This window comes from Acinetobacter sp. A3 (assembly GCF_012371415.1).
GTDB lineage: Bacteria > Pseudomonadota > Gammaproteobacteria > Pseudomonadales > Moraxellaceae > Acinetobacter.
Window position 1 is genome coordinate 146,210 of record NZ_JAAZQW010000002.1, and the last position, 20,982, is coordinate 167,191.

20 protein-coding genes are annotated in these 20,982 nt (G+C 43.1%); 13 read left to right on the forward strand and 7 right to left on the reverse strand.

Features of this window, described 5'->3' with window-relative positions; translation table 11 throughout:
• The 5 genes from hcaB (at nt 1) to HHA42_RS01865 (ending at nt 5,318) form a co-directional block, all read left to right on the forward strand.
• Entirely contained in the window at nt 1–816 is an 816-nt protein-coding gene (gene hcaB / locus HHA42_RS01845; protein WP_168417520.1) for a 3-phenylpropionate-dihydrodiol/cinnamic acid-dihydrodiol dehydrogenase, read from the forward strand.
• 71 nt (nt 817–887) lie between these two features.
• Nucleotides 888–1,853, forward strand: a complete 966-nt coding sequence (locus HHA42_RS01850; protein ID WP_168460355.1) for a 3-carboxyethylcatechol 2,3-dioxygenase — start codon at nt 888–890, stop codon at nt 1,851–1,853.
• A 4-nt stretch (nt 1,854–1,857) separates the two neighbouring features.
• A complete protein-coding gene (gene hcaD, locus HHA42_RS01855) occupies nt 1,858–3,084 on the forward strand; it encodes a 3-phenylpropionate/cinnamic acid dioxygenase ferredoxin--NAD(+) reductase subunit (protein WP_168417518.1) in 1,227 nt (408 codons plus the stop codon).
• 84 nt (nt 3,085–3,168) lie between these two features.
• Nucleotides 3,169–4,077 (forward strand): EamA family transporter, encoded by a 909-nt coding sequence (locus HHA42_RS01860; RefSeq protein ID WP_168417517.1) that lies wholly within the window; start codon nt 3,169–3,171, stop codon nt 4,075–4,077.
• A gap of 188 nt (nt 4,078–4,265) precedes the next feature.
• Complete coding sequence (locus tag HHA42_RS01865; RefSeq protein WP_168417516.1) at nt 4,266–5,318, forward strand: MBL fold metallo-hydrolase; 1,053 nt, start codon at nt 4,266–4,268, stop codon at nt 5,316–5,318.
• 130 nt (nt 5,319–5,448) lie between these two features.
• Here HHA42_RS01865 and HHA42_RS01870 read toward each other — a convergent pair whose 3' ends face one another.
• Both HHA42_RS01870 and HHA42_RS01875 read right to left on the reverse strand, forming a co-directional pair.
• Nucleotides 5,449–6,969 (reverse strand): catalase, encoded by a 1,521-nt coding sequence (locus tag HHA42_RS01870; RefSeq protein WP_168417515.1) that lies wholly within the window; start codon nt 6,967–6,969, stop codon nt 5,449–5,451.
• Nucleotides 6,970–7,241: 272 nt separating this feature from the next.
• On the reverse strand, nt 7,242–7,874 hold the full coding sequence (locus HHA42_RS01875; RefSeq protein ID WP_168417514.1) for a TetR/AcrR family transcriptional regulator: 633 nt from the start codon (nt 7,872–7,874) through the stop codon (nt 7,242–7,244).
• Between the two features lie 82 nt (nt 7,875–7,956).
• Here HHA42_RS01875 and HHA42_RS01880 point away from each other — a divergent pair, with 82 nt between their 5' ends.
• Nucleotides 7,957–9,609, forward strand: coding sequence for an acyl-CoA dehydrogenase family protein (locus HHA42_RS01880; RefSeq protein ID WP_168417513.1), 1,653 nt, complete (start codon nt 7,957–7,959; stop codon nt 9,607–9,609).
• Between the two features lie 144 nt (nt 9,610–9,753).
• Here HHA42_RS01880 and HHA42_RS01885 read toward each other — a convergent pair whose 3' ends face one another.
• The gene (locus HHA42_RS01885) at nt 9,754–10,245 is read right to left on the reverse strand and encodes a macro domain-containing protein (RefSeq protein WP_004976080.1); all 492 of its coding nucleotides are present in this window, start codon (nt 10,243–10,245) and stop codon (nt 9,754–9,756) included.
• A gap of 443 nt (nt 10,246–10,688) precedes the next feature.
• On the opposite strand from HHA42_RS01885, the gene HHA42_RS01890 reads away from it, so the two are divergent.
• The gene (locus HHA42_RS01890) at nt 10,689–10,880 is read left to right on the forward strand and encodes a hypothetical protein (RefSeq protein ID WP_168417512.1); all 192 of its coding nucleotides are present in this window, start codon (nt 10,689–10,691) and stop codon (nt 10,878–10,880) included.
• Nucleotides 10,881–10,893: 13 nt separating this feature from the next.
• On the opposite strand, the gene ptsP is transcribed toward HHA42_RS01890, so the two are convergent.
• Nucleotides 10,894–13,191, reverse strand: a complete 2,298-nt coding sequence (ptsP, locus tag HHA42_RS01895; protein WP_168417511.1) for a phosphoenolpyruvate--protein phosphotransferase — start codon at nt 13,189–13,191, stop codon at nt 10,894–10,896.
• Between the two features lie 121 nt (nt 13,192–13,312).
• Nucleotides 13,313–13,795, reverse strand: a complete 483-nt coding sequence (locus HHA42_RS01900; protein ID WP_004976084.1) for an RNA pyrophosphohydrolase — start codon at nt 13,793–13,795, stop codon at nt 13,313–13,315.
• Nucleotides 13,796–13,978: 183 nt separating this feature from the next.
• On the opposite strand from HHA42_RS01900, the gene HHA42_RS01905 reads away from it, so the two are divergent.
• Nucleotides 13,979–14,629: an HAD family hydrolase gene (locus HHA42_RS01905; RefSeq protein ID WP_168417510.1), complete on the forward strand. Its 651-nt coding sequence runs from the start codon at nt 13,979–13,981 to the stop codon at nt 14,627–14,629.
• 153 nt (nt 14,630–14,782) lie between these two features.
• On the forward strand, nt 14,783–15,028 hold the full coding sequence (locus HHA42_RS01910; protein ID WP_167845753.1) for a DUF2789 domain-containing protein: 246 nt from the start codon (nt 14,783–14,785) through the stop codon (nt 15,026–15,028).
• A 128-nt stretch (nt 15,029–15,156) separates the two neighbouring features.
• Here HHA42_RS01910 and HHA42_RS01915 read toward each other — a convergent pair whose 3' ends face one another.
• Complete coding sequence (locus HHA42_RS01915) at nt 15,157–16,017, reverse strand: LysR family transcriptional regulator (RefSeq protein ID WP_167845754.1); 861 nt, start codon at nt 16,015–16,017, stop codon at nt 15,157–15,159.
• A gap of 236 nt (nt 16,018–16,253) precedes the next feature.
• Nucleotides 16,254–16,490 carry a DUF2061 domain-containing protein gene (locus HHA42_RS01920; RefSeq protein ID WP_167845755.1) on the reverse strand — a complete coding sequence of 79 codons (237 nt, stop codon included), beginning with the start codon at nt 16,488–16,490 and terminating at the stop codon, nt 16,254–16,256.
• A gap of 324 nt (nt 16,491–16,814) precedes the next feature.
• On the opposite strand from HHA42_RS01920, the gene leuC reads away from it, so the two are divergent.
• The 4 genes from leuC (at nt 16,815) to leuB (ending at nt 20,796) form a co-directional block, all read left to right on the forward strand.
• Nucleotides 16,815–18,263, forward strand: a complete 1,449-nt coding sequence (gene leuC / locus HHA42_RS01925) for a 3-isopropylmalate dehydratase large subunit (protein WP_168417509.1) — start codon at nt 16,815–16,817, stop codon at nt 18,261–18,263.
• A 96-nt stretch (nt 18,264–18,359) separates the two neighbouring features.
• Nucleotides 18,360–19,010 carry a 3-isopropylmalate dehydratase small subunit gene (gene leuD / locus HHA42_RS01930; protein ID WP_168417508.1) on the forward strand — a complete coding sequence of 217 codons (651 nt, stop codon included), beginning with the start codon at nt 18,360–18,362 and terminating at the stop codon, nt 19,008–19,010.
• A 102-nt stretch (nt 19,011–19,112) separates the two neighbouring features.
• Nucleotides 19,113–19,676 (forward strand): hypothetical protein, encoded by a 564-nt coding sequence (locus tag HHA42_RS01935; RefSeq protein ID WP_168417507.1) that lies wholly within the window; start codon nt 19,113–19,115, stop codon nt 19,674–19,676.
• A 40-nt stretch (nt 19,677–19,716) separates the two neighbouring features.
• Complete coding sequence (leuB, locus tag HHA42_RS01940; RefSeq protein ID WP_168417506.1) at nt 19,717–20,796, forward strand: 3-isopropylmalate dehydrogenase; 1,080 nt, start codon at nt 19,717–19,719, stop codon at nt 20,794–20,796.
• The last annotated feature ends 186 nt before the right edge of the window (nt 20,797–20,982 follow it).

A 20,982-nucleotide genomic window follows, 5' to 3' on the forward strand; every position in this document is an offset into this window, starting at 1 on the left:
ATGGGTTGGCTAAAAGGCGAAGTGGCACTGATTACAGGTGGCGGTTCTGGTTTGGGTTGGGCTTTGGTAGAACGCTTCCTTGAAGAAGGTGCGCATGTGGGCGTATTGCAGCGCTCGCAATCTAAAGTGGATGCCTTAAAAGAACGTTTTGGTGATCAAATTGTGGCTGTCGCTGGTGATGTTGCCAACTATGCAGACAATGTCCGTGCTGTACAGGCCACTGTGGAGCGTTTTGGAAAACTGGATTGCTTTATTGGCAATGCAGGGATCTGGGACCATTATGCAGATATCGTCAATACTTCGGGTGAACAGCTTGAAAAAGCCTTTGATGAAATCATGGGCATTAACACCAAGGCATTGATCTTGGGTGCAAAAGCGGCACTAGATGAATTGGTGAAATCTGAAGGTTCCATCATCTTAACCTTATCCAATTCTGCGCTGTATTCTTCAGGCGGTGGCCCTGTTTACACTGCATCTAAACATGCAGGTGTTGGCATCATGAAAGAGTTGGCTTATGAGTTGGCACCCAAAGTACGTGTCAATGCCGTTGCGCCATCAGCAATGAATGTCAATATTAAGGGAGCAGCCTCTTTGGGGCAGGAAAACCTTGGCTTACTTGATGCGCGTGACCCTGAAAAAATTGCACGCGGTATGCCGCTTAACTTCTTGCCTGAGCCAGAAGATATGACAGGTTCTTATGTGCTCTTAGCATCTCGTCAAAATAACCGTCCACTGACTGGTGTTCTGATCAATGCAGAATGTGGTCTGGGTATTCGTGGTTTACGTCAACCACGCGCAGGTTTCTTTGACGAATAAAATTGAGTCTAAATTCAATAGACGAATCGGCAGCCTTTCTCTGGGCTGCCTTCCTTATTTAGGAGTCTCTCATGGCCGTTAAACTCATTTGTGCATCGCACAGTCCTTTAATGGAATTTGCAACACCGCAAGATCAATCCAAAGAACAAAAAGTTCGTGCTGCCTTTGAGCAGCTTGCTGCAGAAGTCAAAGCTTACGATCCAACCTTAATTATCACGTTTGGTCCAGACCATTTTAATGGTTTCTTTTACGATTTGATGCCAAGTTTCTGTGTGGGTATTCGCGCAACGGCTGCGGGTGACTGGGACTACGGCAAAGACAATGACCGTATTGATGTACCTGAAGACAAAGCGTTGGCTATGGTGCGTCGTGTATTGGATGAAGGCGTAGATGTGGCGTACTCGTATCGTATGCAGGCCGATCATGGAGTGACTCAGCCTTTACACTTCTTGTGCGATGGTCAGTTAGACCGTTACCCAACTATTCCTGTATTTATTAATGGTGCTGCAGCACCAATGCCAACCACGAAGCGTACCATTGCTTTAGGTCGTGCAGTGGGGCAGTTTATCAAGTCTTTAAATCTTGAAAATGAACGTGTTCTTGTTTTAGGTACAGGTGGTTTGTCGCACGATCCACCAACACCACAAATGGGTTCAGTGCCACCGGAAGTTGAAGAGTTTTTAATTGCAGGGCGTAACCCAAGTGCTGAAGCACGTCATGCACGTCAGGCCAAGATTATTGCTGTTGGGCAAAAACTTGCAGCGGGTGATACATCGGTCGCAGTGCCACTTAGCCCAGAGTGGGATATTGCCTTACTTGAGAAATTCAAGCATGCAGATTTTGCGGCAATGGAAGCCATGACTGAAGCTGAAATTCGTCGTGATGGCGGCCGTGGTGGTCAGGAAGTTCGTTCATGGATGGCTGCTTTTGCGGCATTGGATGAGCTGGGTGCGTATGAAATGACCACACATTGCTATGAAGATATTAGTGAGTGGATTGCGGGCTTTGGCATCGTATCTGCCGAGTTAAAAGGTTAAGTCCATGAGCGTTGAAACAATTGTAATTGTGGGAGCAGGTCAGGCAGGGGCGAGTGCTATTCTTGAGCTGCGTGGCAACCAATATGCAGGCAAAATCATCCTCATTGGTGATGAAACACATTTGCCTTATGAGCGCCCACCACTGTCTAAAGATGTAATTTTACGTCCAGAAGAAACCAAAATCGAAATTCTGTCTGAAGAAAAATTGGCAGAATTGGGCGTGGAAACCATCCGTGGCAATGGTGTGAGCAAAATCAATGCTGAAGCGAAAACCGTCGAACTCTTAAACGGTGAGGTTGTTGCTTACGACAAACTTTTGCTTGCTACAGGTGGTGCAGCACGTCGTTTGCCAAATTTTGATGCTTTGGGTAAACACGTTTACACGCTGCGTAACCTTGAAGACTCACAAGCTTTGGTTCCTGTGCTGCAAGCGGGTCGCCGTATCATTTTAATTGGTGGCGGTGTGATTGGTTTGGAGTTGGCATCTTCAGCACGTTTCAAAGACTGCCAAGTAACGGTCATTGAAATGGGGCCAATGGTGATGGGTCGTTCATCACCACGTATTTTAAGTGAATTCTTGCTTGAGCAGCAGCAACTGGCTGGTGTCGATGTACGTCTGTCCACGCAAATTGCAGATTGTAAGTTGGATGGTGAAGAAATTGTTGTCACCCTTGAGGGCGGCGAAGAACTTCGTGCTGATGCTGTGATTTACGGTATTGGTATTATTCCAAATGCACAACTAGCAGTTGAAGCAGGTTTGGATGCAGATTTTGCAGTGCATGTGAATGAAAACTGTCAAACCTCAAACCCAGACATTTATGCTGCGGGCGATGTTGCTTCACAACTTCGTGAATGTGGTAACCATCGGCGTGTAGAAACTTGGGAAAATGCCAACTTGCAAGCAGGCATTTTTGCACGTCATGTCATGGGCGTGGCGCATCCTGTTGCAAATCCTGCTTGGTTCTGGACTGATCAGCTCGACATCAACTACCAATTCGTTGGTGATATGTCGGCAGCAGAATGGCATGTACGTGGTGAGATGGATGCGACTAAACGCAGTGACTCCACATTCGTACTGTTTGGTGTGACTGATGGCGTGATTGTAGGTGGAATTACCGTGAACGCTGCCAAAGACATGCGTCATCTGAAAAAGCTGATTAGTAAACAGGCCGTATTTGAAGCAGACAAGTATTTAGATGTGAGCCAAGACCTTCGCAAACTGGTGAAGTGATCTTGAGTAAATGAAACAGACCTGAGGCAACTCAGGTCTGTTTTTTATGTGCTTAAAAAAGTTAGATTTCATGTTGAGTCAAGTATGAACGCCAATACATCTCCGCTTGTTGTGACCGCTAGTATTTATGCGCTCTTGGTGCTGATCTGGGCCACTACGCCATTGGCGATTGTTTGGAGTGTGCAAGAAGTCCATCCGATGTGGGTGCTGATAATCCGCTACTTTGGTGCTTCTGTGATTGCGCTGTGTTTACTCAAATTGATGCGTGGCCCACTGCCTTTTGATAGCACTTCTATGAAAAGCTATTTGGCAGGGAGTCTGAACTTAATTGGCGCGCAACTGTTTATCTATTTGGCGGCAAATTATTTAACGTCAGGTTTAATGGCGCTGATTTTTGGTTTCTCGCCATTGATTGCAGGCTTGATCGGTCATGTGATTCTGCGTACACAAAAACTGATAGCGTTACAGTGGATTGGTATGGCAATTGCCATTTCAGGGCTAAGTTTTGTTTTTGCCGATTCTGCCGACAGCAAAGTCAATCCTTGGGGTGTGGTGCTCATGTTGATTAGCATGGTGTCTTATATCAGCTCAATTTTTTGGGTCAAACAAATCAATGCACCTTTAAGTCCTATGTCTCAGGCTACAGGTTCATTAATGGTTTCGGCACTGGGTTCATTGTTATTAATTCCGTTTATTTGGCAGCATGTTCCAACCGTCATGCCTGGGGTGAAAACCATGATTGGTTTCATCTTTACCATGATCATGTCGTCTATTGTGGCAATGCTGTGCTATTTCTGGCTGATTCGCCGTTTAACTGCGTCTACAGTTTCTTTAAGCAATGTGATGACGCCTATTATTGCGCTGATTTTAGGTGCAATGCTAAACAATGAACACATCAGCATGAATGCATTTGTTGGTATTGCTGTGGTGATGTTGGGTATTGTGATGTATTTCTGGAAAGAATGGCGCGAACAGTATTTCTGCAAAGGCTAATTTTGCAGTGCTGAGTTGTTGTCCGATACGACTTTTTTCTCAAAACAACAAAAACATAAAGGAAATTGCCCGCTTGATTTCGCTACTATGCGTGATAGAGTCAACACATGAACCAAAGCTGTGTTTATTTCTGAACAGATCAGGATTAAAAGCATCATGGCCGATGCGCTATATATTATTGGGCTTACATGAACAACGTGGAACAAAAGCATTTTCAACTGCCAACGGAAGCCTGTTGGTCACATACTTGGCGTAAACCCAAGCTACAGTTTTTGCCTTCAAATCATTATGATGGCACGCAGTTTTTTAATCCTGTGGCGTGTCCTGAGGGGCGCAGCCAAACTGATTTACTGAAATGGTTGCTAAAACGTAAATCGAACAGCTGGAAGGTCAATGCCCAACAAGAGGCACAACAGTTCTTTGCAACGCCGCGTGCGGTTCCACAATTACGCCCACAGGCCAGTTTGGATGATTGGCAAGTCTGGTTTGTAGGGCATGCCACTGTATTGATTCAAATTGGCCCCTATAACATTTTGACCGATCCAGTCTGGGCTGAGCATGTGAGCCCAAAACAGGGCAGAGGGCCTAAACGTGCCTGTCCTGCGGGCATTGCATTGGAGGATTTACCCACCATTCATGCCGTGCTGCTTAGCCACAACCACTATGACCACATGGATTTAGCCACCTTAAAATGGTTGAACCATCAATTTGCCATGCCTATTTATACAGGTTTGGGCAATAGCTGGTATTTACCGCCAGACTTGCATGTGATTGAAATGGATTGGTGGCAGTCGGCTTTGTTTAAAGAGCTTAAAATTGTGTACACCCCTGCACAACATGGTTCGGGGCGTGGTGCACGTGATCAGAACATGGCGTTGTGGGGCGGTTTTTCTATTTTGCATGGGCAAGACCATTGTTTCTTTGCGGGGGATACAGGTTATTCTCCACATTTTAAGGAAATACAAACCCGTATTGGCGCACCACGTGTGGCACTTTTGCCTATTGGTTCTTATGAGCCACGTAATCTGATGCGTTATATGCACATGAACCCTGAAGATGCCTTTCAGGCCCATAAAGATTTACATTCCAAATGTTCTTTGGCCATTCATTACCGCACTTTTGAGTTGACCGATGAAGGGCGTGAGCAGCCTGAGGCAGACTTGCATCATGCCATGAAGCGTTCATCTAAATTAATGAATCCGTTTTATTGTATTCGTGAAGGTAAGAAGCTAATTGTGTAGTCGTTAACAAGCCAAAAGTAGTTTTCTACTTGCTGAAAAGCGTTAGTTGCTAACGACACAATAAAAAGCCCCTATCGAATAGGGGCTTTTTTATGAGTTTATATTTTTAGTGAATCTTTAAGTGTAAAGATTACAGTACACCTGGCTGACCAAGTGCAGGATCCGTTGCACGAGCAGCTTGTGCATCTGCAACAGTCATGCCCAACGCAGCAGCAACACCTTCACCATAAGCAGGGTCACATGCGTAACAGTTACGAATATGGCGGTACTTAATGAAGTCTAGCGCATCGCCCATTGCACGTGCAGTGTTATCAAACAGTGCCTGTTTTTGCTCAGGGTTCATTAGATTGAACAATGCGCGTGGTTGGCTGAAATAGTTGCTGTCGTCTTCACGATAATCCCAGAAATCTGCATCGCCACGGATTTTTAATGCAGGTTCGCGGTATTGTGGTTGCTCTTGCCATTGGTGGAAGCTGTTTGGCTCGTAGTGTGGCAAGCTGCCATAGTTGCCATCCATACGACCTTGACCATCACGACGGTTTGAGTGCACAGGACAACGTGCTGCATTCACAGGAATTTGTGAATGATTCACGCCTACACGGTAACGAGCAGCATCGGCATAGTTAACCAAACGTGCTTGTAGCATGCGGTCTGGTGAATAGCTGATTCCTGGAACAAGGTTGCTTGGCGCAAAGGCGGCTTGTTCAACATCTTGGAAGTAGTTTTCTGGGTTGCGGTTCAGCTCAAACTCACCCACTTGAATGAGTGGATAGTCACCTTTAGGCCAAACTTTAGTCAGGTCAAATGGGTGATATGGCACTTGTTCTGCCTCAAGTTCAGGCATGATTTGTACGAACAGCGTCCATTTAGGGAAATCACCACGCTCAATGGCGTTATACAGGTCAGTCTGGCTGCTTTCACGGTCACGACCCACTAATTCTGCTGCTTCAGCATCGGTCAGGTTTTGAATACCTTGTTGCGTGCGGAAGTGGAATTTCACCCAGAAGCGTTCATTGTTGGCATTAATGAAGCTATAGGTATGGCTACCAAAACCATGCATGTGACGATAACCGACTGGAATACCACGGTCAGACATCACAATGGTGACTTGGTGTAATGCTTCTGGCAGTAATGTCCAGAAATCCCAGTTGTTGGTTGCATCACGTAGGTTGGTGCGCGGGTCACGCTTTACGGCTTTGTTCAGGTCTGGGAACTGGCGAGGGTCGCGGAAGAAGAATACTGGTGTGTTGTTACCGACTAAATCCCAGTTACCTTCTTCGGTATAGAATTTCAGTGCAAAACCACGAATATCACGTTCTGCATCGGCAGCACCACGCTCACCTGCAACGGTAGAGAAACGAGCAAACATTTCAGTTTTTTTGCCCACTTCAGAGAAGATTTTAGCGCGAGTATATTGGCTAATGTCATGGGTCACTGTAAATGTACCAAAAGCACCTGAACCTTTGGCATGCATACGACGCTCAGGAATCACTTCGCGAACAAAGTTAGCTAGTTTTTCATTGAGCCATAAATCTTGTGCAAGCAATGGACCGCGAGCACCTGCGGTCATACTGTTTTGGTTATCAACAACGGGTGCGCCCGCGTCAGTGGTTAAATGCGTCACAGGACATTTTTTAATATCTTGGCTCATCATTGTTCTCCATTATTGTGATCATCATGTAGGGGGCTGCATTAGAAACTTATCTTCATAAAGCAAGCTGCCATGAACCGTTTTGTTCGTTTAAAAATCAACTACAACACCACAATATCATGCTGAAATGTCATGCATAGCTGAAAGCATCTAAATCTTGCCATTATAATGTAAAACGATTTTATTGATTTTACAAATAGATAAATTTGTTGCTGATGATTGGCATTAACGATGCTAAAACTGAGTGCTTGGCTGACGTAAATAGGAAGCTATTAAAGGCTTTTAAGGTTGTTATAAAAAGGCAGCATGGCTTGCAACATATCGCTATGTAATTGCGGCCAATCCTGAAAATCAGGCTCAATTAATAAACTTTGTGCGATAAAACCATAGCAAATACGCTGCATATTTAAAGCAAGGGTGTGGCATTGACTTGCATTGGCGATAAATGGGCCAAGAATATTCACCCACATCTGCACCATCATGGCATAACTTTTTCTATAAATTTCAATGCTAGAAATTTGCCGCTCTAATAAAAAACTATGCGCCCATAAAAATTGTTGGGCCTGAATCTGTTCGAGCTGAAAGCCTACAATTAGCTGCAAATAATCCTCAAAAGCCAGATTTGTGGATAACTCCAGTTGCCGATGTGCATAAGTTTGTAGGCGTTCTGCATTGGTTTTCACGTGTAGGTGAATGGTGAGTGCAATTAAATCTTCTTTTTTAGAAAAATATTCATAAAACGTGCCTAAACCCACGCCTGCCAAGTCTGTAATTTCACGAATGGTAATTTGATCTGCAGGGCGTTCATGTAAAAGCCGAACAAAACTTTCCTGTAAGGCCTCTTGGGTCAGTTTAGCCCTTGATTGGCGCGGTTTACGACGTACTTGTATCTCAGAATTTTTCATAAATAAAGCCGAACACCTTGCTGCTTATTATTTTCTATACTGAAAAGCATCATCAGGAAAAAATCATCAGGGATCTAACACAATGCAAACATGGGCGACCCATCAAATTCAAAATCAGTTTGACGAACTACAAGACTATAACTTATTTGAAAGTGACATTGTTTTACAAGAAATTTTATCTCGTTATGGTAGTACGGATCAGACACAGCTCAATGAAATGGGGCAAATTGCGGCTTCGGCAGAATATTATCACTATGCAGATTTAGCCAATCGGCATACCCCTATTTTACATGCCTTTGATGCTCGTGGACATCGTCAGAATGTGGTTGAGTTTCATCCCGCATGGCATCACTGGATGGCGCTGAATCGTGAATTTGACACCCATGCGCATCCATTTAAACAGCTTCAATCTACAGCAAAGTGGGTGGATTGGGCCAGTCGGTTTTATCTGGCAGGACAAGTTGAATGTGGTAATTTATGCCCGAATTCTATGACTTTGGGCAGTATTCCGCTGATTCAGCGTGAACCTGAATTGTGGGCCAAAATTGGCGAAAAGCTGCTAAGCAATGAATATGATCCGCGTGATGTGCCAATTTCACAAAAGAAATCTATTTGGCTCGGCATGGGGATGACAGAAAAGCAGGGTGGTTCAGATGTGCGTGCCAACCAAACACTTGCCGTTCCAGTCGCAGAAACAGGACGAGGCCAAGCTTATTTACTGACAGGGCATAAATGGTTTTTCTCGGCCCCGATGTGTGATGCGCATTTGGTGGTGGCCAATACCGAGCAAGATGGTTTGGCTTGTTTCTTTGTACCGCGCTGGTTGGAAGATGGCAGCAAAAATCATGTTCAGGTACAGCGCTTAAAAGACAAAGTCGGAAACCGCAGCAACTCCAGTTCAGAAGTCGAATTTCAGAAGGCTTGGGGCATTATGATTGGAGAAGCGGGGCGTGGTATTCCCACGATTATTGAAATGGCGAATTACACCCGTTTAACTTGTGCTGTGGGCAGTAGTGCCATGTTGCGCCAAGCCCTTGTGCAGTGCCTTGCCTATACCCGACAGCGTCAGGCTTTTGGGCAGACGCTGGCTAATCAGCCATTAATGCAGGCGGTTTTGACAGATTTAGCACTGGAAACTGAAGCTGCAGTACAACTCAGTTTTCATTTGGCAAATTGTTATGAAAGCGATAATGCTGTGTCTTTGGCATGGAAGCGTTTAATGACACCTGCAGCGAAGTTTTGGGTATGCAAACGAGCTGTGGAGCTTACAGGCGAGATGATGGAAGTCTTTGGTGGCAATGGTTATGTCGATAACGGCATCATGGCACGTATTTTCAAAGAAGCGCCTGTGAATACCATTTGGGAAGGTTCAGGCAATGTGATGTGCTTAGATGTGCTACGCGCCATGCAGCGAGAACCTGAGCTAATTCAGGTGTTATTACAAGACTTGGCGGGTACTGCCATTACAGATGTTATTTTAAGTCGTGAGTTAGATCGTTTGCAGCAGTTATTGAAGAGCACGAACGGTCAAGATTTACAATTTATGGCACGTTCTTTAGTCAGCCGTTTGGTGATCTTTGCACAAGCGGTATTGTTACTGCGTTATGCCCCAGACTTTGTTGCACAGGGTTTTATCCAGTCACGTTATAGTGAGTCGCATGGGCAAGTGGTAGGTATGCTGAAACCTGAACAGGTAGATGTTGCCGCCATTTTACAGCGTGCATTTGCGGTATAAAACTCAATACTCGCTCGCTGTGTTCAGAACACCAAAAAATTCACCCGCTTGGCAAACACCAAACGGGTGAATCGAACCGTCTCTTTCAGTTAAGTGTTGAATAATCACACTCAATAGATCGAGTCAAAGCTGATCTGGCAATACTTATTTCGCAGGCTCTTCAGCTTTTACACCTTTTTGATAAAGTGTGTAAATGTAGATCGGAATATCCAAATCTTCTAAGTGTTTGTAGATCAGTGGACGTACATCTTCCCAATCTAAACCGCCTACACCTGTTGCAAGACGTGGTAATGCCAAGCTTTCAATTTTCTCTTCTTCAATCAACTGTTTTAAGTTTTTCAAAGTACGGTTTACGTATTCTGTTGATGCTTTACCAGGTTTTGAACCGTTGTCATAAGCGGCTTCCTGAGTCATCAGGTTCACAATGCGTTGACCTTCAGCATTGACCCAAGTCCATTGCTCGCCCGCTTTAGGGTGGTAAATATGGCAATAGTTACGGAAGTCTTTATACAATGCAGGCCAGTGCTCGCGCAGACTTAAAGCCAAACCTGTAGCAAAGTTATCGTTAGGGGCAACACCGTGAGCAATTGCACGTGCTTCGCTCAGTAAAATATCTCCAGATACTTCATAAATCATAGATTTGACTCCTGTTTTTAATGGTCTTGTTTAACTGATCTTCTATATTCATATTAGCCAATCATTGCCGTTTTTCTAGTGGATTTTATAACTACTAAGTCTTTGCAAAGTAATAAAATTTTTTAGAATTTCGTGCTATAATTGTATGGGTAAAGCAGCTGAATATTCTTTAAAATAGCTTTCAAAAATAACCGTTAGAAAAATCCAGTAAAACTGCTTTTAGTAAGTTTTTCACCCTTATTTTTATCTTAGCACTATTTAGGGTAAATCGCTTGTAAATTGTACAAAAAAGCGTATGATCGGCTGCCCAATTTGTGTGGAAGGGTGAAGGAAGATTAACCATATTTTGCAGATATTATCGGCTTGAATTTTACGCCAACACCTCCATTTATATAGAGCAGGTATACTGCTCATTTCAATGATCAACTGAAAGGAACAGCATCATGGCAAAGAAAAAACAGCCAGAACTTATTCAGCATAACTTTGTGGCAAAGCACATGCATGAGGTCAACAAAAGTCAGGTTTTTGTAGACCGCAAGAAAAATGCCAAACGAGGCTATAGCAAACACAAACAAGGGCGATATTCCGATGATTATCGCCCTTGTTGTTTTTGGGATGTATTGCGTGCTGCTTGAGCTTTAGCAATGTTTATGGCGCTACGATGCGTGTTGCCAGTTTCACCATATCGCCCAAGCCATGGGTTTTAAAATAATATTCAAGCAAACTTTTTACCATAAGTGGGTTATTCATTTTTAAGGCTTGTTCTAGTAGATTTTGTGCATCACTCATTGGTACATGACAAATCGCTTTACGCACCCGCAGAATATTACTTGAACTCATCGACAGGGTATTAAAGCCCATCGCCATCAGAAGTACCGCAGACAGCGGGTCTCCCGCCATTTCACCACAGACACTCACTGGCTTATCATATTTATGACATTCTTTTACCAAGCGGGTTAAGGCGCGTAGTATTGCAGGGTGAAAGTGTGAATAGACGTTGGCTACACGCGGATTGTTACGGTCAACAGCCAATAAATATTGGGTTAAGTCGTTTGATCCCACCGAGAAAAAATCCACCAACGGGGCAAATTCATCAATTTGCAGCAGTACACTAGGTACTTCCACCATAATGCCAATTTTAGGCTTGTTAATTTTAACCTGTTCTTCTTCCTGTACTGCTTGCCAGTCACGATCTAGCAAATACAAGGCTTCTTCTACCTCGCTGACACTGGTAATCATAGGCAGCAAGATGTGTAGATTATTCAGGCCAATGCTGGCTTTCAGCATGGCGCGAATTTGCGAAGAAAAAATTTCAGGGTGATCCAGTGTGAAGCGAATTCCACGCCAGCCTAAGGCTGAGTTTTCTTCCTCAATTGAGAAGTATGGCAAGTCCTTGTCAGCACCAATATCCAGCGTACGCATCACCACAGGTTTATTGGCAAAATGGCTAAGCTGTTGGCGGTAAATGGCACGTTGTTCTTCTTCACCCGGGAAGCGATCACGCAACATAAACGGAATTTCAGAACGGTATAAGCCAACCCCTTTAGCACCACGTTGCACGCCACGTACAACATCAATCATTAAACCTGTATTGACGTACAATTTTACCGCAACGCCGTCTGGGGTAATGGCATCTTTGGTTTCATATTGCTTCAGGTCTTTGGCAATCTGTTCTTCTTCTTTTTGAATCTCTTTATAGCGTGTGCGCATACGTCGTGGCGGGTTGATGAAGACCCGACCTTGGTGCGCATCTACAATCATTTCTACATCGTCTAGACTGTTGATTGGCAGCTCAGTCACACCCACTACAGTTGGAATGCCAAGGGCACGTGCCACAATCACCATGTGTGAATTCATCGCCCCTTCGGTGGTGACAATCGCTGCAATTTTATCGACAGGCAGTTCTACCAAAGCTGCGGTGGAAATTTCTTCGCCAATTAAAATGCTTTCATCGGTCAGTTCACGGTGACTGGCATCTGCTTCTTGCAAAGAGGCTAAAATACGACGGCCTAAATCTTTCAGATCAGACACACGCTCACGCAAATAGTCATCTTCCATTTGCGAAAATAGGGCAATGTGATTGTCTATGACAATACGCACCGCACCTTGCGCCCAGTTCCCTTCACGAATCAGTTCTTTAATTTCGGCAGGTAGGGCATTTTCATCCAACATGCGCAGGAACACGCTAAACAGTGCACGCTCCTCTGCCATTAAGGCATCCTGCATTTTGTCATCAAGCGCTTGAATTTCCTGACGTACTGCATCGAGTGCGTTATCCAGTAAAGTCAGTTCTTCGCTAATGTCATCGGCTTCACGGTCTGGCACAGCTGCCAAGTCTGCAGGAGGGTACAGAATGACCGCACGGCCTAAAGCAATCCCACCTGAACCCGATACCCCCTGAAAGGTTTTGTAGGCAGGCAGGTTATTCGGTTTACGGAATACATCAATATTGCCCACAGCATGTGCGTGTGCAATCACGCCTGAAAGCTGGGCGCAGAGCGTCACTAAAAAGGACTCTGCCGCTTCAGAAAAGTCTTGTTTGTCCTTGTTTTGAACCACAAGAACACCCATCACTTTACGACGGTACATGACTGGTACACCAAGGAAGGAGTTATAAATTTCCTCACCTGTTTCGGCTAAGTACATAAATCGTTCATGTTTAGGCGCATCGTCTAGATTGACGATTTCTTCACGCTGTCCAACCAGTCCGACTAGACCTTCGCTGGTATGTAAAGACACATGTCCCACAGATTCAGGGTTTAAACCCTTTGAAGCCATGAGGAGGTAGCGCTGATTACGTTCATCCAACAGGTAAATCGAGCAGACATCCACATGCATGGCTTCTGCGACCTGATTCACCATAATGTCGAGTGATTCATGCAAACTGGTGGACGCATTGATTTCTTGCACAATGCGTCTAAGGGTATCCAGTTGCATGTTTGACATACGCGCTACTCCATATTTAGATGGGTTATTTTTAGGTCAGTTGTTACACAGCTCATGACCCTAAGTTATCACAACTGCGTCTATAACATTAAGTTTAAAAACCTACATTTTTTGCAGGTTTTTAAGGTTTTTTGAGCGGTAATTGATTACACAATTCCACCATCGCTTTACGGTAGACGTCACGTTTAAAATTGACGACCTGACCGAGCGGATACCAGTAACTGACCCATTGCCATTGATCAAATTCAGGCGGGTCTGACAAATTCAGCCGAATATGATGTGCTGAAGCCGTCAGTTGCAATAAAAACCATTTCTGTTTTTGACCAATACATACTGGGTCTGAATCCGTGCGTATGTACCGATGTGGCAAACGATAACGCAGCCAACCTTTAGTTTGCGCGATAACTTGGACGTGTTCGGGCAGTAAGCCAACTTCTTCTCTCAGCTCACGATAAAGTGCCTGTTCAGGGGTTTCTCCATATTGGATACCTCCTTGTGGAAATTGCCATGCATTGTGACCAATGCGTTTTGCCCATAGAACTTGTCCAAACTCGTTTGCCAAAATGATCCCGACATTGGGTCGGAAACCTTCTGAGTCGATCATTTGGCTACCTAAATATTGTTTAATTTATGACTTTGCACTCGGGGATGATGATTTCTTTTCTCCAACTCGAAAACGCAAAGTGTAAATAATGTTAAAATTGCTATGATCTTAACGAATTTCTATCGACTAGCGGAGATAGATTTACAATTTTTTTCTTAAATTTCAGTTTTTACGAGTATTTTCATGAAATTGGCGCTATTTGATCTCGATCACACCTTGTTAAATACTGATTCAGATCATTCTTGGGGTGAGTTTTTGGTAAATGAAGGTTTGGTCGATCCAGTCCGTCACCGCGCCATGAACGACAAGTTTTATGAAGACTACAAAGCAGGGCAGCTCGACCCAATTGCATATAACGAATTTGTATTTGAATTTTTAACTCAGCACGACAATCAATACCTGACCGAATTGCATGAACTATTTATGCAAAAGGTGATTCGTCCGCAAATGCGTCCCGAAGGCTTTAAAGCGATTCAGCGTCATCAGGCTTTAGGACATGAATTGGTAGGCATCACTGCAACTTCTGACTTTATTACGGCACCTATTTTTCGTGAATTTGGCATTACTGAAATTATTGCCACCAATGCGGAAGTGGTCGATGGAAAATATACAGGTAAGGTCATTAACACTGCATGTTACCAAAAAGGCAAATTGGTACGTTTGGAGCAATGGCTAGAAGGCCGCGATGTGACCGAGTCTTGGGCATATTCAGATTCCATTAACGACCGTTTCTTGCTGGAATATGCCGATCATGCCATTGCAGTAAACCCCGATGCACGTTTACAGGCTTTGGCGGAAGAGCAAGGTTGGGATGTGCAGGACTGGTCAATTTAAAGCTTAGATTAGCGCAATTGTCGCTGTATCAGGTGTAACTAGTCGCTTGTTTCTGTTTTGTTTTTATTTGCTGTAATGTTGGATTATGTCATTCATTTTTAGAATAGGCGTGCTAAGGTAAGGCAAGAATTAAAAAACAGCAGGAGTGAAAAAATGAGCGGTGTACGCCCAAGAATGACACATTTATTTGAACAATTAGGTTTAGATGCCAGTGAAGAAGCGATTCAGCAATTTATTGTGACACATCAACTTAGCGCAGAAACCAATATTGCCGATGCTGATTTTTGGACAGACGCACAACGTCAGTTTATTGTTGAAAAAATAAAATCGGATGGTTCATGGGCGATTGTGGTGGATCAATTGAATGAATCTTTACATGAAGATTCGGTCAATCGTTAAGAAATAGACCACGCAGCATTTTGAAATTCTGATAAAAATAGCCCTCAAGTGATGAATCACTTGAGGGCTATTTTGTTGAGTCTAGAAAAGTAAGCTTTATAGATAAAAATGTTTTTGAGTTGTAATGCTTAATGCTTCATCATCTCAATCAATTCTAAAACTGCACGTGATTGTGTCCGTCCAGGATGCCATACCATACCGAGTTGACGGTTCATTTCTAAATCAATATCTAACTGTTGCAAGTCCTGGTTGACCAAAGTTTTGGGTAAAACAGACCACCCCAAACCAATAGACACCAACATCCGAATTGATTCTAACGGATTGTTGCTCATGGTGACTTTAGGTTTTACCCCTTGCTTTTCAAACTCTGCTAAGGTGATTTGACTAGTATAGGTTTGCGCAGCGGGCAATAAACTTGGGTAGCTAAGTAAGTCGGACAATTGTAGGTTTTTTTGACCTGCTAGAGGATGAAATGGTGCCACGACAAAGACCAAAGGATCATTCCAAATGGTGACATAAGCCAAGCGCTCATCCAGTTTAGGTGGAAGGGTCAGAAAAGCCAGTTCTAAATCTCCCGCCAAAACCTGCTCATGTGCCTGTTCAGAATCGACAAAATGCACATCGAGTGTGACATTGGGAAATTCCTGTACGTATTCTCGTAAATGATTGGGTAAATGGTGCAAACCAATATGGTGACTGGTGCCAATTTTCAGTTTGCCTTGAACTTGCCCTTGTTCATGGCTGAGGGTGTGATGAATATCGCCCAGCTCATTCAGCCAGTTTTTAACTTTAGGTAACAATGAATGTGCCGCATGTGTAGCCTGTACGCCACGTCCTGCCGATTCAAACAGTTTTACACCAAAATAATCTTCCAAACTGTGAATGCGTTTGGTCACTGCCGGCTGGGTAATAAACAGTTGATCTGCGGCCAAAGAAATAGAGCCCGTTTCCATGACTTTTACAAAAGCTTCGAAGGCTGCAAGATTCATCTGAACTACCTATAAGTATTTTTTATCACTGTATTTATTATTTAGAAAAAATTAGAATTAATCAAAACAAATTCTACATATTTTGAAACTGTAGGCAGAAACATCCTCAAAGGAGTAGGTTTAAAAAGGGCATAAAAAAAGATCATCGTCGCTTGCGCTACGATGATCTAAGAGGAAGAAATAGAACAGCAGTATTCACTTGAGAAGAGGATAACTAGAGCATAACGATATGTTAACTAGGCGATAATATTGGTCTCTTCAGCTTGTGTTTTCTTTTCCCAAATACGTTCGTGAATGAAATAAGCCACCGCTTGAACCGTTGGTTCGACCAAACTTAAGGTAATAGCCATCCAAATATTACCCGTGACCACATAACCAACCACCATTGCCACGGTGATGTGCATAATGTAGTAGCTCAAGGTCTTTTTGAACATGCGTTGATTGTTAGCAACAAATTTTTGAATATGACTCATGTGATACTCCTGTGCTGCTTTGGTGTTTCTCTGTGTGATAGCTAAAGGATAATCATTCTTGTTTGATTTGTAAAAACGAATATTTTTGTGTTTTTGATTGGAAAATTAGATTTTAGTCGTAATTATTTTTTAGATGAAACGATGTTGATAGAACTCAACTTGAAAACAAAACAGGTTTGAACCAATAAAAATATTTTGCTTGGAGATAAATATTAATTCCCAAAAGTTTTTAAATTAATAAAAATGATAAATTAGATTTATACAAATTCGCGGTTATAATCGAAAGAATGAAAAAATTACCCAGTCCAGTGGAGTAGATCTGACATGGCAGGCGAAAACCAACAAGCACAAAATCCAACAGCAAAAACTTTGTATGACAAATTGTGGGATGATCACTTGGTCACCCAACGTGACGATGGCTCAGCTTTATTGTATATCGACCGTCATTTATTGCATGAAGTGACTTCTCCACAAGCGTTTGAGGGCTTACAACTTGCAGGTCGTCAACCGTGGCGTTTAAGTGCCAACGTGGCAACGCCTGACCACAACGTACCAACCTCTAAAAAAGAGCGTGCAGATGGTATTGCAGGTATTGAAGATGATACTTCACGTATTCAGGTGCAAACCTTGGATGACAACTGTAAAACCTTTAACGTGGTGCAGTTTGACATCAATGACATCCGTCAGGGTATTGCGCACGTGGTTGGGCCTGAGCAAGGTTTAACTTTACCAGGCATGACGGTGGTGTGTGGTGACTCACATACAGCGACACATGGTGCATTTGGTTGTTTGGCACATGGTATTGGTACTTCTGAAGTTGAACACGTATTGGCAACCCAATGCTTAGTTCAAAAGAAAATGAAAAACATGCTGGTGCGTGTAGATGGCAAATTAGGTCAGGGCGTTACCCCAAAAGACGTCGTATTGGCTATTATTGGTAAAATCGGTACGGCAGGCGGTACAGGCCATGCGATTGAATTTGGTGGTCAAGTTTTCCGAGATATGTCCATTGAAGGCCGTATGACCGTATGTAACATGGCCATTGAAGCGGGTGCACGTGTAGGTATGGTGGCTGTTGATGACAAAACCATTGAATACGTGAAAGATCGTAACTACGCACCGAAAGGCGAGCAATGGGATGCTGCAGTTGCTTATTGGAATACCTTACATTCAGATGAAGGCGCACACTTTGACACCGTCGTTGTATTGCAAGGTGAAGAGATTGAGCCACAAGTGTCTTGGGGGACTTCTCCAGAAATGGTGATTCCAGTGTCACAAGCCGTACCGACTTTAGAACAAGCTAAAGATGACGTACAGCGCAATGACTGGACACGTGCTTATCAATATATGGGTTTAACTGCAGGTCAGTCTTTGGCAGACATTCAATTAGATCGTGTATTTATTGGTTCATGTACCAACTCGCGTATTGAAGATATTCGTGCCGCAGCTGAAGTCATTAAAGGTCGTAAAGTTGCTGAAAGCATTAAACAAGCGATGGTCGTTCCTGGTTCTGGCTTAGTGAAGCAACAAGCAGAACAAGAAGGCTTAGACAAAATTTTTGTAGAAGCAGGTTTTGAATGGCGTGAGCCAGGTTGTTCAATGTGCTTGGCCATGAATGCAGACAAGTTACAACCAGGTGAGCACTGTGCATCGACATCAAACCGTAACTTTGAAGGTCGTCAGGGTAACGGTGGTCGTACTCACTTGGTGAGTCCAGCAATGGCTGCTGCAGCTGCAATTGCAGGTCATTTTGTAGACGTACGTTCATTCTAAGTTATTCCCTCATCCCAACCTTCTCCTAAGAGGGAGAGGGAGTTCTCTCGTGATAGAAGAGAGGGGAAGAGGTTACGGATTCAGTGAGAATTAAACATGAAAAAATATACCGTTGAACAAGGTATCGTTGCACCATTAGACCGTGCCAATGTCGATACTGACTTAATCATTCCAAAACAGTTCTTGAAATCAATTAAGCGCACAGGCTTTGGTGATAACTTATTTGATGAATTACGTTATTTGGATGAAGGCTATCCAGGACAGGACAACTCAAAACGTCCATTGAATACTGAATTCGTGTTGAATCAACCACGTTATCAGGGCGCATCAATTTTGATTTCACGTGCTAACTTTGGTTGTGGTTCAAGCCGTGAGCATGCGCCGTGGGCATTGAATGAATACGGTTTCCGTACCGTGATTGCACCAAGCTTTGCTGACATCTTCTTTAATAACTGCTTTAAAAATGGCATGTTACCTGTAATTTTAGCTGAAGATCAGGTTGAACAGTTATTTAAGGAATGTGCGGCAACTGAAGGTTATCAATTAACCATTGACCTAGAAGCGCAAGAAGTACGCACACCAAACGGTACTGCATTTAAGTTTGAGGTCGATCCATTCCGTAAACATTGTTTATTGAATGGTTTAGATGATATTGGTCTAACTTTGCAAGCGGCAGATGATATTCGTGCTTATGAAGAGAAAACCAAGCAATCTCGTCCATGGGTTTTTGCTGAAATTCAGGCTTAAGTCCAGTCAAATTAGTCATAGCATCGTGGCCTAACTCTTGCTAACATCGACACATAATAATTTTTATATTTTGTATCTAACAAGTGAGGTTGGGCGCGAACAATGAGTAAGATTTTCGGTCAGCTTGCTGTAATTGGATTTTGTGTGACTGCGTTAAGTGCATGCCAAACGTGGGATACAGCACGGCTTAAACAGGTAAAAGAAACTGCGCAAACTAAATCCAATGCATTAATTTACTGTACAGGTACGGATGATTGTGAATTTGAACGGTTAAATAAAGTCACCATTGTAGATGCAGAAAATCATCGTGTGACACGTACTGCCATCAAACAAGGTTTGGTGCGTTTACAGGAATCTTCCTTAAATAAATCGAACGCCTTGTATTTGTCTGTACCTCCTGCACAGCATGAGTTGGTAATACGTTTTTATCCGATTTCTAAAGATCGTGCAGAAAAATTGCATGTCATTCATAAGTTTAATGCCAAGCAAAAATACACCTTTAGAATGTATCGAGACCGCATTCGTACTAAAGGCAGCTTATTAAATGTATCTGCACCCGATCCACTTTGCGTGGAACTGATGCAAAACAACAAACCCATTCGTCGTTTTTGCAAACCCTACAATGTCCTGAATGGCTTGGGCGAGTTTGTGGAACAAAAAATTTAGTCTCTACAGTCGTTGACTGTTATTAACAATGGAAATTTTCATGTCAAAACATATTTTGATTTTAGCTGGTGACGGCATTGGTCCAGAAATTGTGAAAGCTGCTGAACAAGTGCTGACACGTGTCAATGAAAAATTCAATTTGGGTTTGACTTGGGAACAAGGTTTATTGGGTGGTTCTGCAATTGATGCACATGGCGAACCGTACCCTGCAGTAACATCTGAACAGGCTAAAAAAGCCGATGCAATTTTATTAGGCGCTGTTGGCGGTCCAAAATGGGATAATATTGAGCGTTCAATTCGTCCAGAGCGTGGCTTATTAAAACTACGCAGTGAATTGAATTTGTTTGCTAACTTACGTCCAGCGATTTTGTACCCACAATTGGCAGATGCTTCTAGCTTGAAAGCTGAGATTGTGGCAGGTTTGGACATTCTGATTGTACGTGAATTAACAGGTGGTATTTACTTCGGTCAGCCACGTGGTATTCGTGAATTAGAAAATGGTGAAAAACAAGGTTATAACACCGACGTTTATTCAGAGTCTGAAATTAAGCGTATTGCCAAAGTTGCCTTTGAATTGGCTGGCTTACGTGGTGGTAAAGTATGTTCTGTCGATAAAGCCAACGTACTTGAAGTGACAGAGTTGTGGAAGCAAACAGTCACTGCAATGCAGCAAGCAGATTATCCAAACATCAATTTATCGCACATGTATGTAGATAATGCGGCGATGCAATTGGTACGTGCACCAAAACAGTTTGACGTGATTGTAACCTCTAACTTGTTTGGTGATATTTTGTCTGATGAAGCGGCAATGTTGACGGGTTCTATTGGTATGTTGCCATCTGCTTCTTTAGATGAAAATGGCAAAGGCATGTATGAGCCATGTCATGGTTCAGCGCCAGACATTGCAGGTCAAAACTTAGCAAATCCATTAGCGACTATTCTTTCTGTAGCAATGATGTTGCGTTATACCTTCCGTGAAGAAGCAGCAGCAAAAGCCATTGAAGATGCTGTAGGCAATGTATTAGATCAAGGTTTACGTACTGCCGATATTATGTCTGAAGGCATGAATAAAGTTGGTACGGTTGAAATGGGTCAAGCAGTCGTTACGGCACTCAACTAAAAATTTAAGCGATTTAACCTGTCGCTTACAGCTCTAAATCAAATCATTAAACGCAGTCTTCGGGCTGCGTTTTTTAATTAGTTTTTGTACTTTTGGATTATTTTAGCTAGGAGTAATTAACTATAACTAAAAATATAGACAAATATTTGCATAAGTGCTCATTTTGTCTATGTCGATTCAGTAGTG

Coding starts and splice junctions, on each gene's coding strand:
- hcaB (WP_168417520.1), top strand. CDS start 1: ATGGGTTGGCTAAAAGGCGAAGTGGCACTGATTACAGGTGGCGGTTCT.
- HHA42_RS01850 (WP_168460355.1), top strand. CDS start 888: ATGGCCGTTAAACTCATTTGTGCATCGCACAGTCCTTTAATGGAATTT.
- hcaD (WP_168417518.1), top strand. CDS start 1,858: ATGAGCGTTGAAACAATTGTAATTGTGGGAGCAGGTCAGGCAGGGGCG.
- HHA42_RS01860 (WP_168417517.1), top strand. CDS start 3,169: ATGAACGCCAATACATCTCCGCTTGTTGTGACCGCTAGTATTTATGCG.
- HHA42_RS01865 (WP_168417516.1), top strand. CDS start 4,266: ATGAACAACGTGGAACAAAAGCATTTTCAACTGCCAACGGAAGCCTGT.
- HHA42_RS01870 (WP_168417515.1), bottom strand. CDS start 6,969: ATGAGCCAAGATATTAAAAAATGTCCTGTGACGCATTTAACCACTGAC.
- HHA42_RS01875 (WP_168417514.1), bottom strand. CDS start 7,874: ATGAAAAATTCTGAGATACAAGTACGTCGTAAACCGCGCCAATCAAGG.
- HHA42_RS01880 (WP_168417513.1), top strand. CDS start 7,957: ATGCAAACATGGGCGACCCATCAAATTCAAAATCAGTTTGACGAACTA.
- HHA42_RS01885 (WP_004976080.1), bottom strand. CDS start 10,245: ATGATTTATGAAGTATCTGGAGATATTTTACTGAGCGAAGCACGTGCA.
- HHA42_RS01890 (WP_168417512.1), top strand. CDS start 10,689: ATGGCAAAGAAAAAACAGCCAGAACTTATTCAGCATAACTTTGTGGCA.
- ptsP (WP_168417511.1), bottom strand. CDS start 13,191: ATGTCAAACATGCAACTGGATACCCTTAGACGCATTGTGCAAGAAATC.
- HHA42_RS01900 (WP_004976084.1), bottom strand. CDS start 13,795: ATGATCGACTCAGAAGGTTTCCGACCCAATGTCGGGATCATTTTGGCA.
- HHA42_RS01905 (WP_168417510.1), top strand. CDS start 13,979: ATGAAATTGGCGCTATTTGATCTCGATCACACCTTGTTAAATACTGAT.
- HHA42_RS01910 (WP_167845753.1), top strand. CDS start 14,783: ATGAGCGGTGTACGCCCAAGAATGACACATTTATTTGAACAATTAGGT.
- HHA42_RS01915 (WP_167845754.1), bottom strand. CDS start 16,017: ATGAATCTTGCAGCCTTCGAAGCTTTTGTAAAAGTCATGGAAACGGGC.
- HHA42_RS01920 (WP_167845755.1), bottom strand. CDS start 16,490: ATGAGTCATATTCAAAAATTTGTTGCTAACAATCAACGCATGTTCAAA.
- leuC (WP_168417509.1), top strand. CDS start 16,815: ATGGCAGGCGAAAACCAACAAGCACAAAATCCAACAGCAAAAACTTTG.
- leuD (WP_168417508.1), top strand. CDS start 18,360: ATGAAAAAATATACCGTTGAACAAGGTATCGTTGCACCATTAGACCGT.
- HHA42_RS01935 (WP_168417507.1), top strand. CDS start 19,113: ATGAGTAAGATTTTCGGTCAGCTTGCTGTAATTGGATTTTGTGTGACT.
- leuB (WP_168417506.1), top strand. CDS start 19,717: ATGTCAAAACATATTTTGATTTTAGCTGGTGACGGCATTGGTCCAGAA.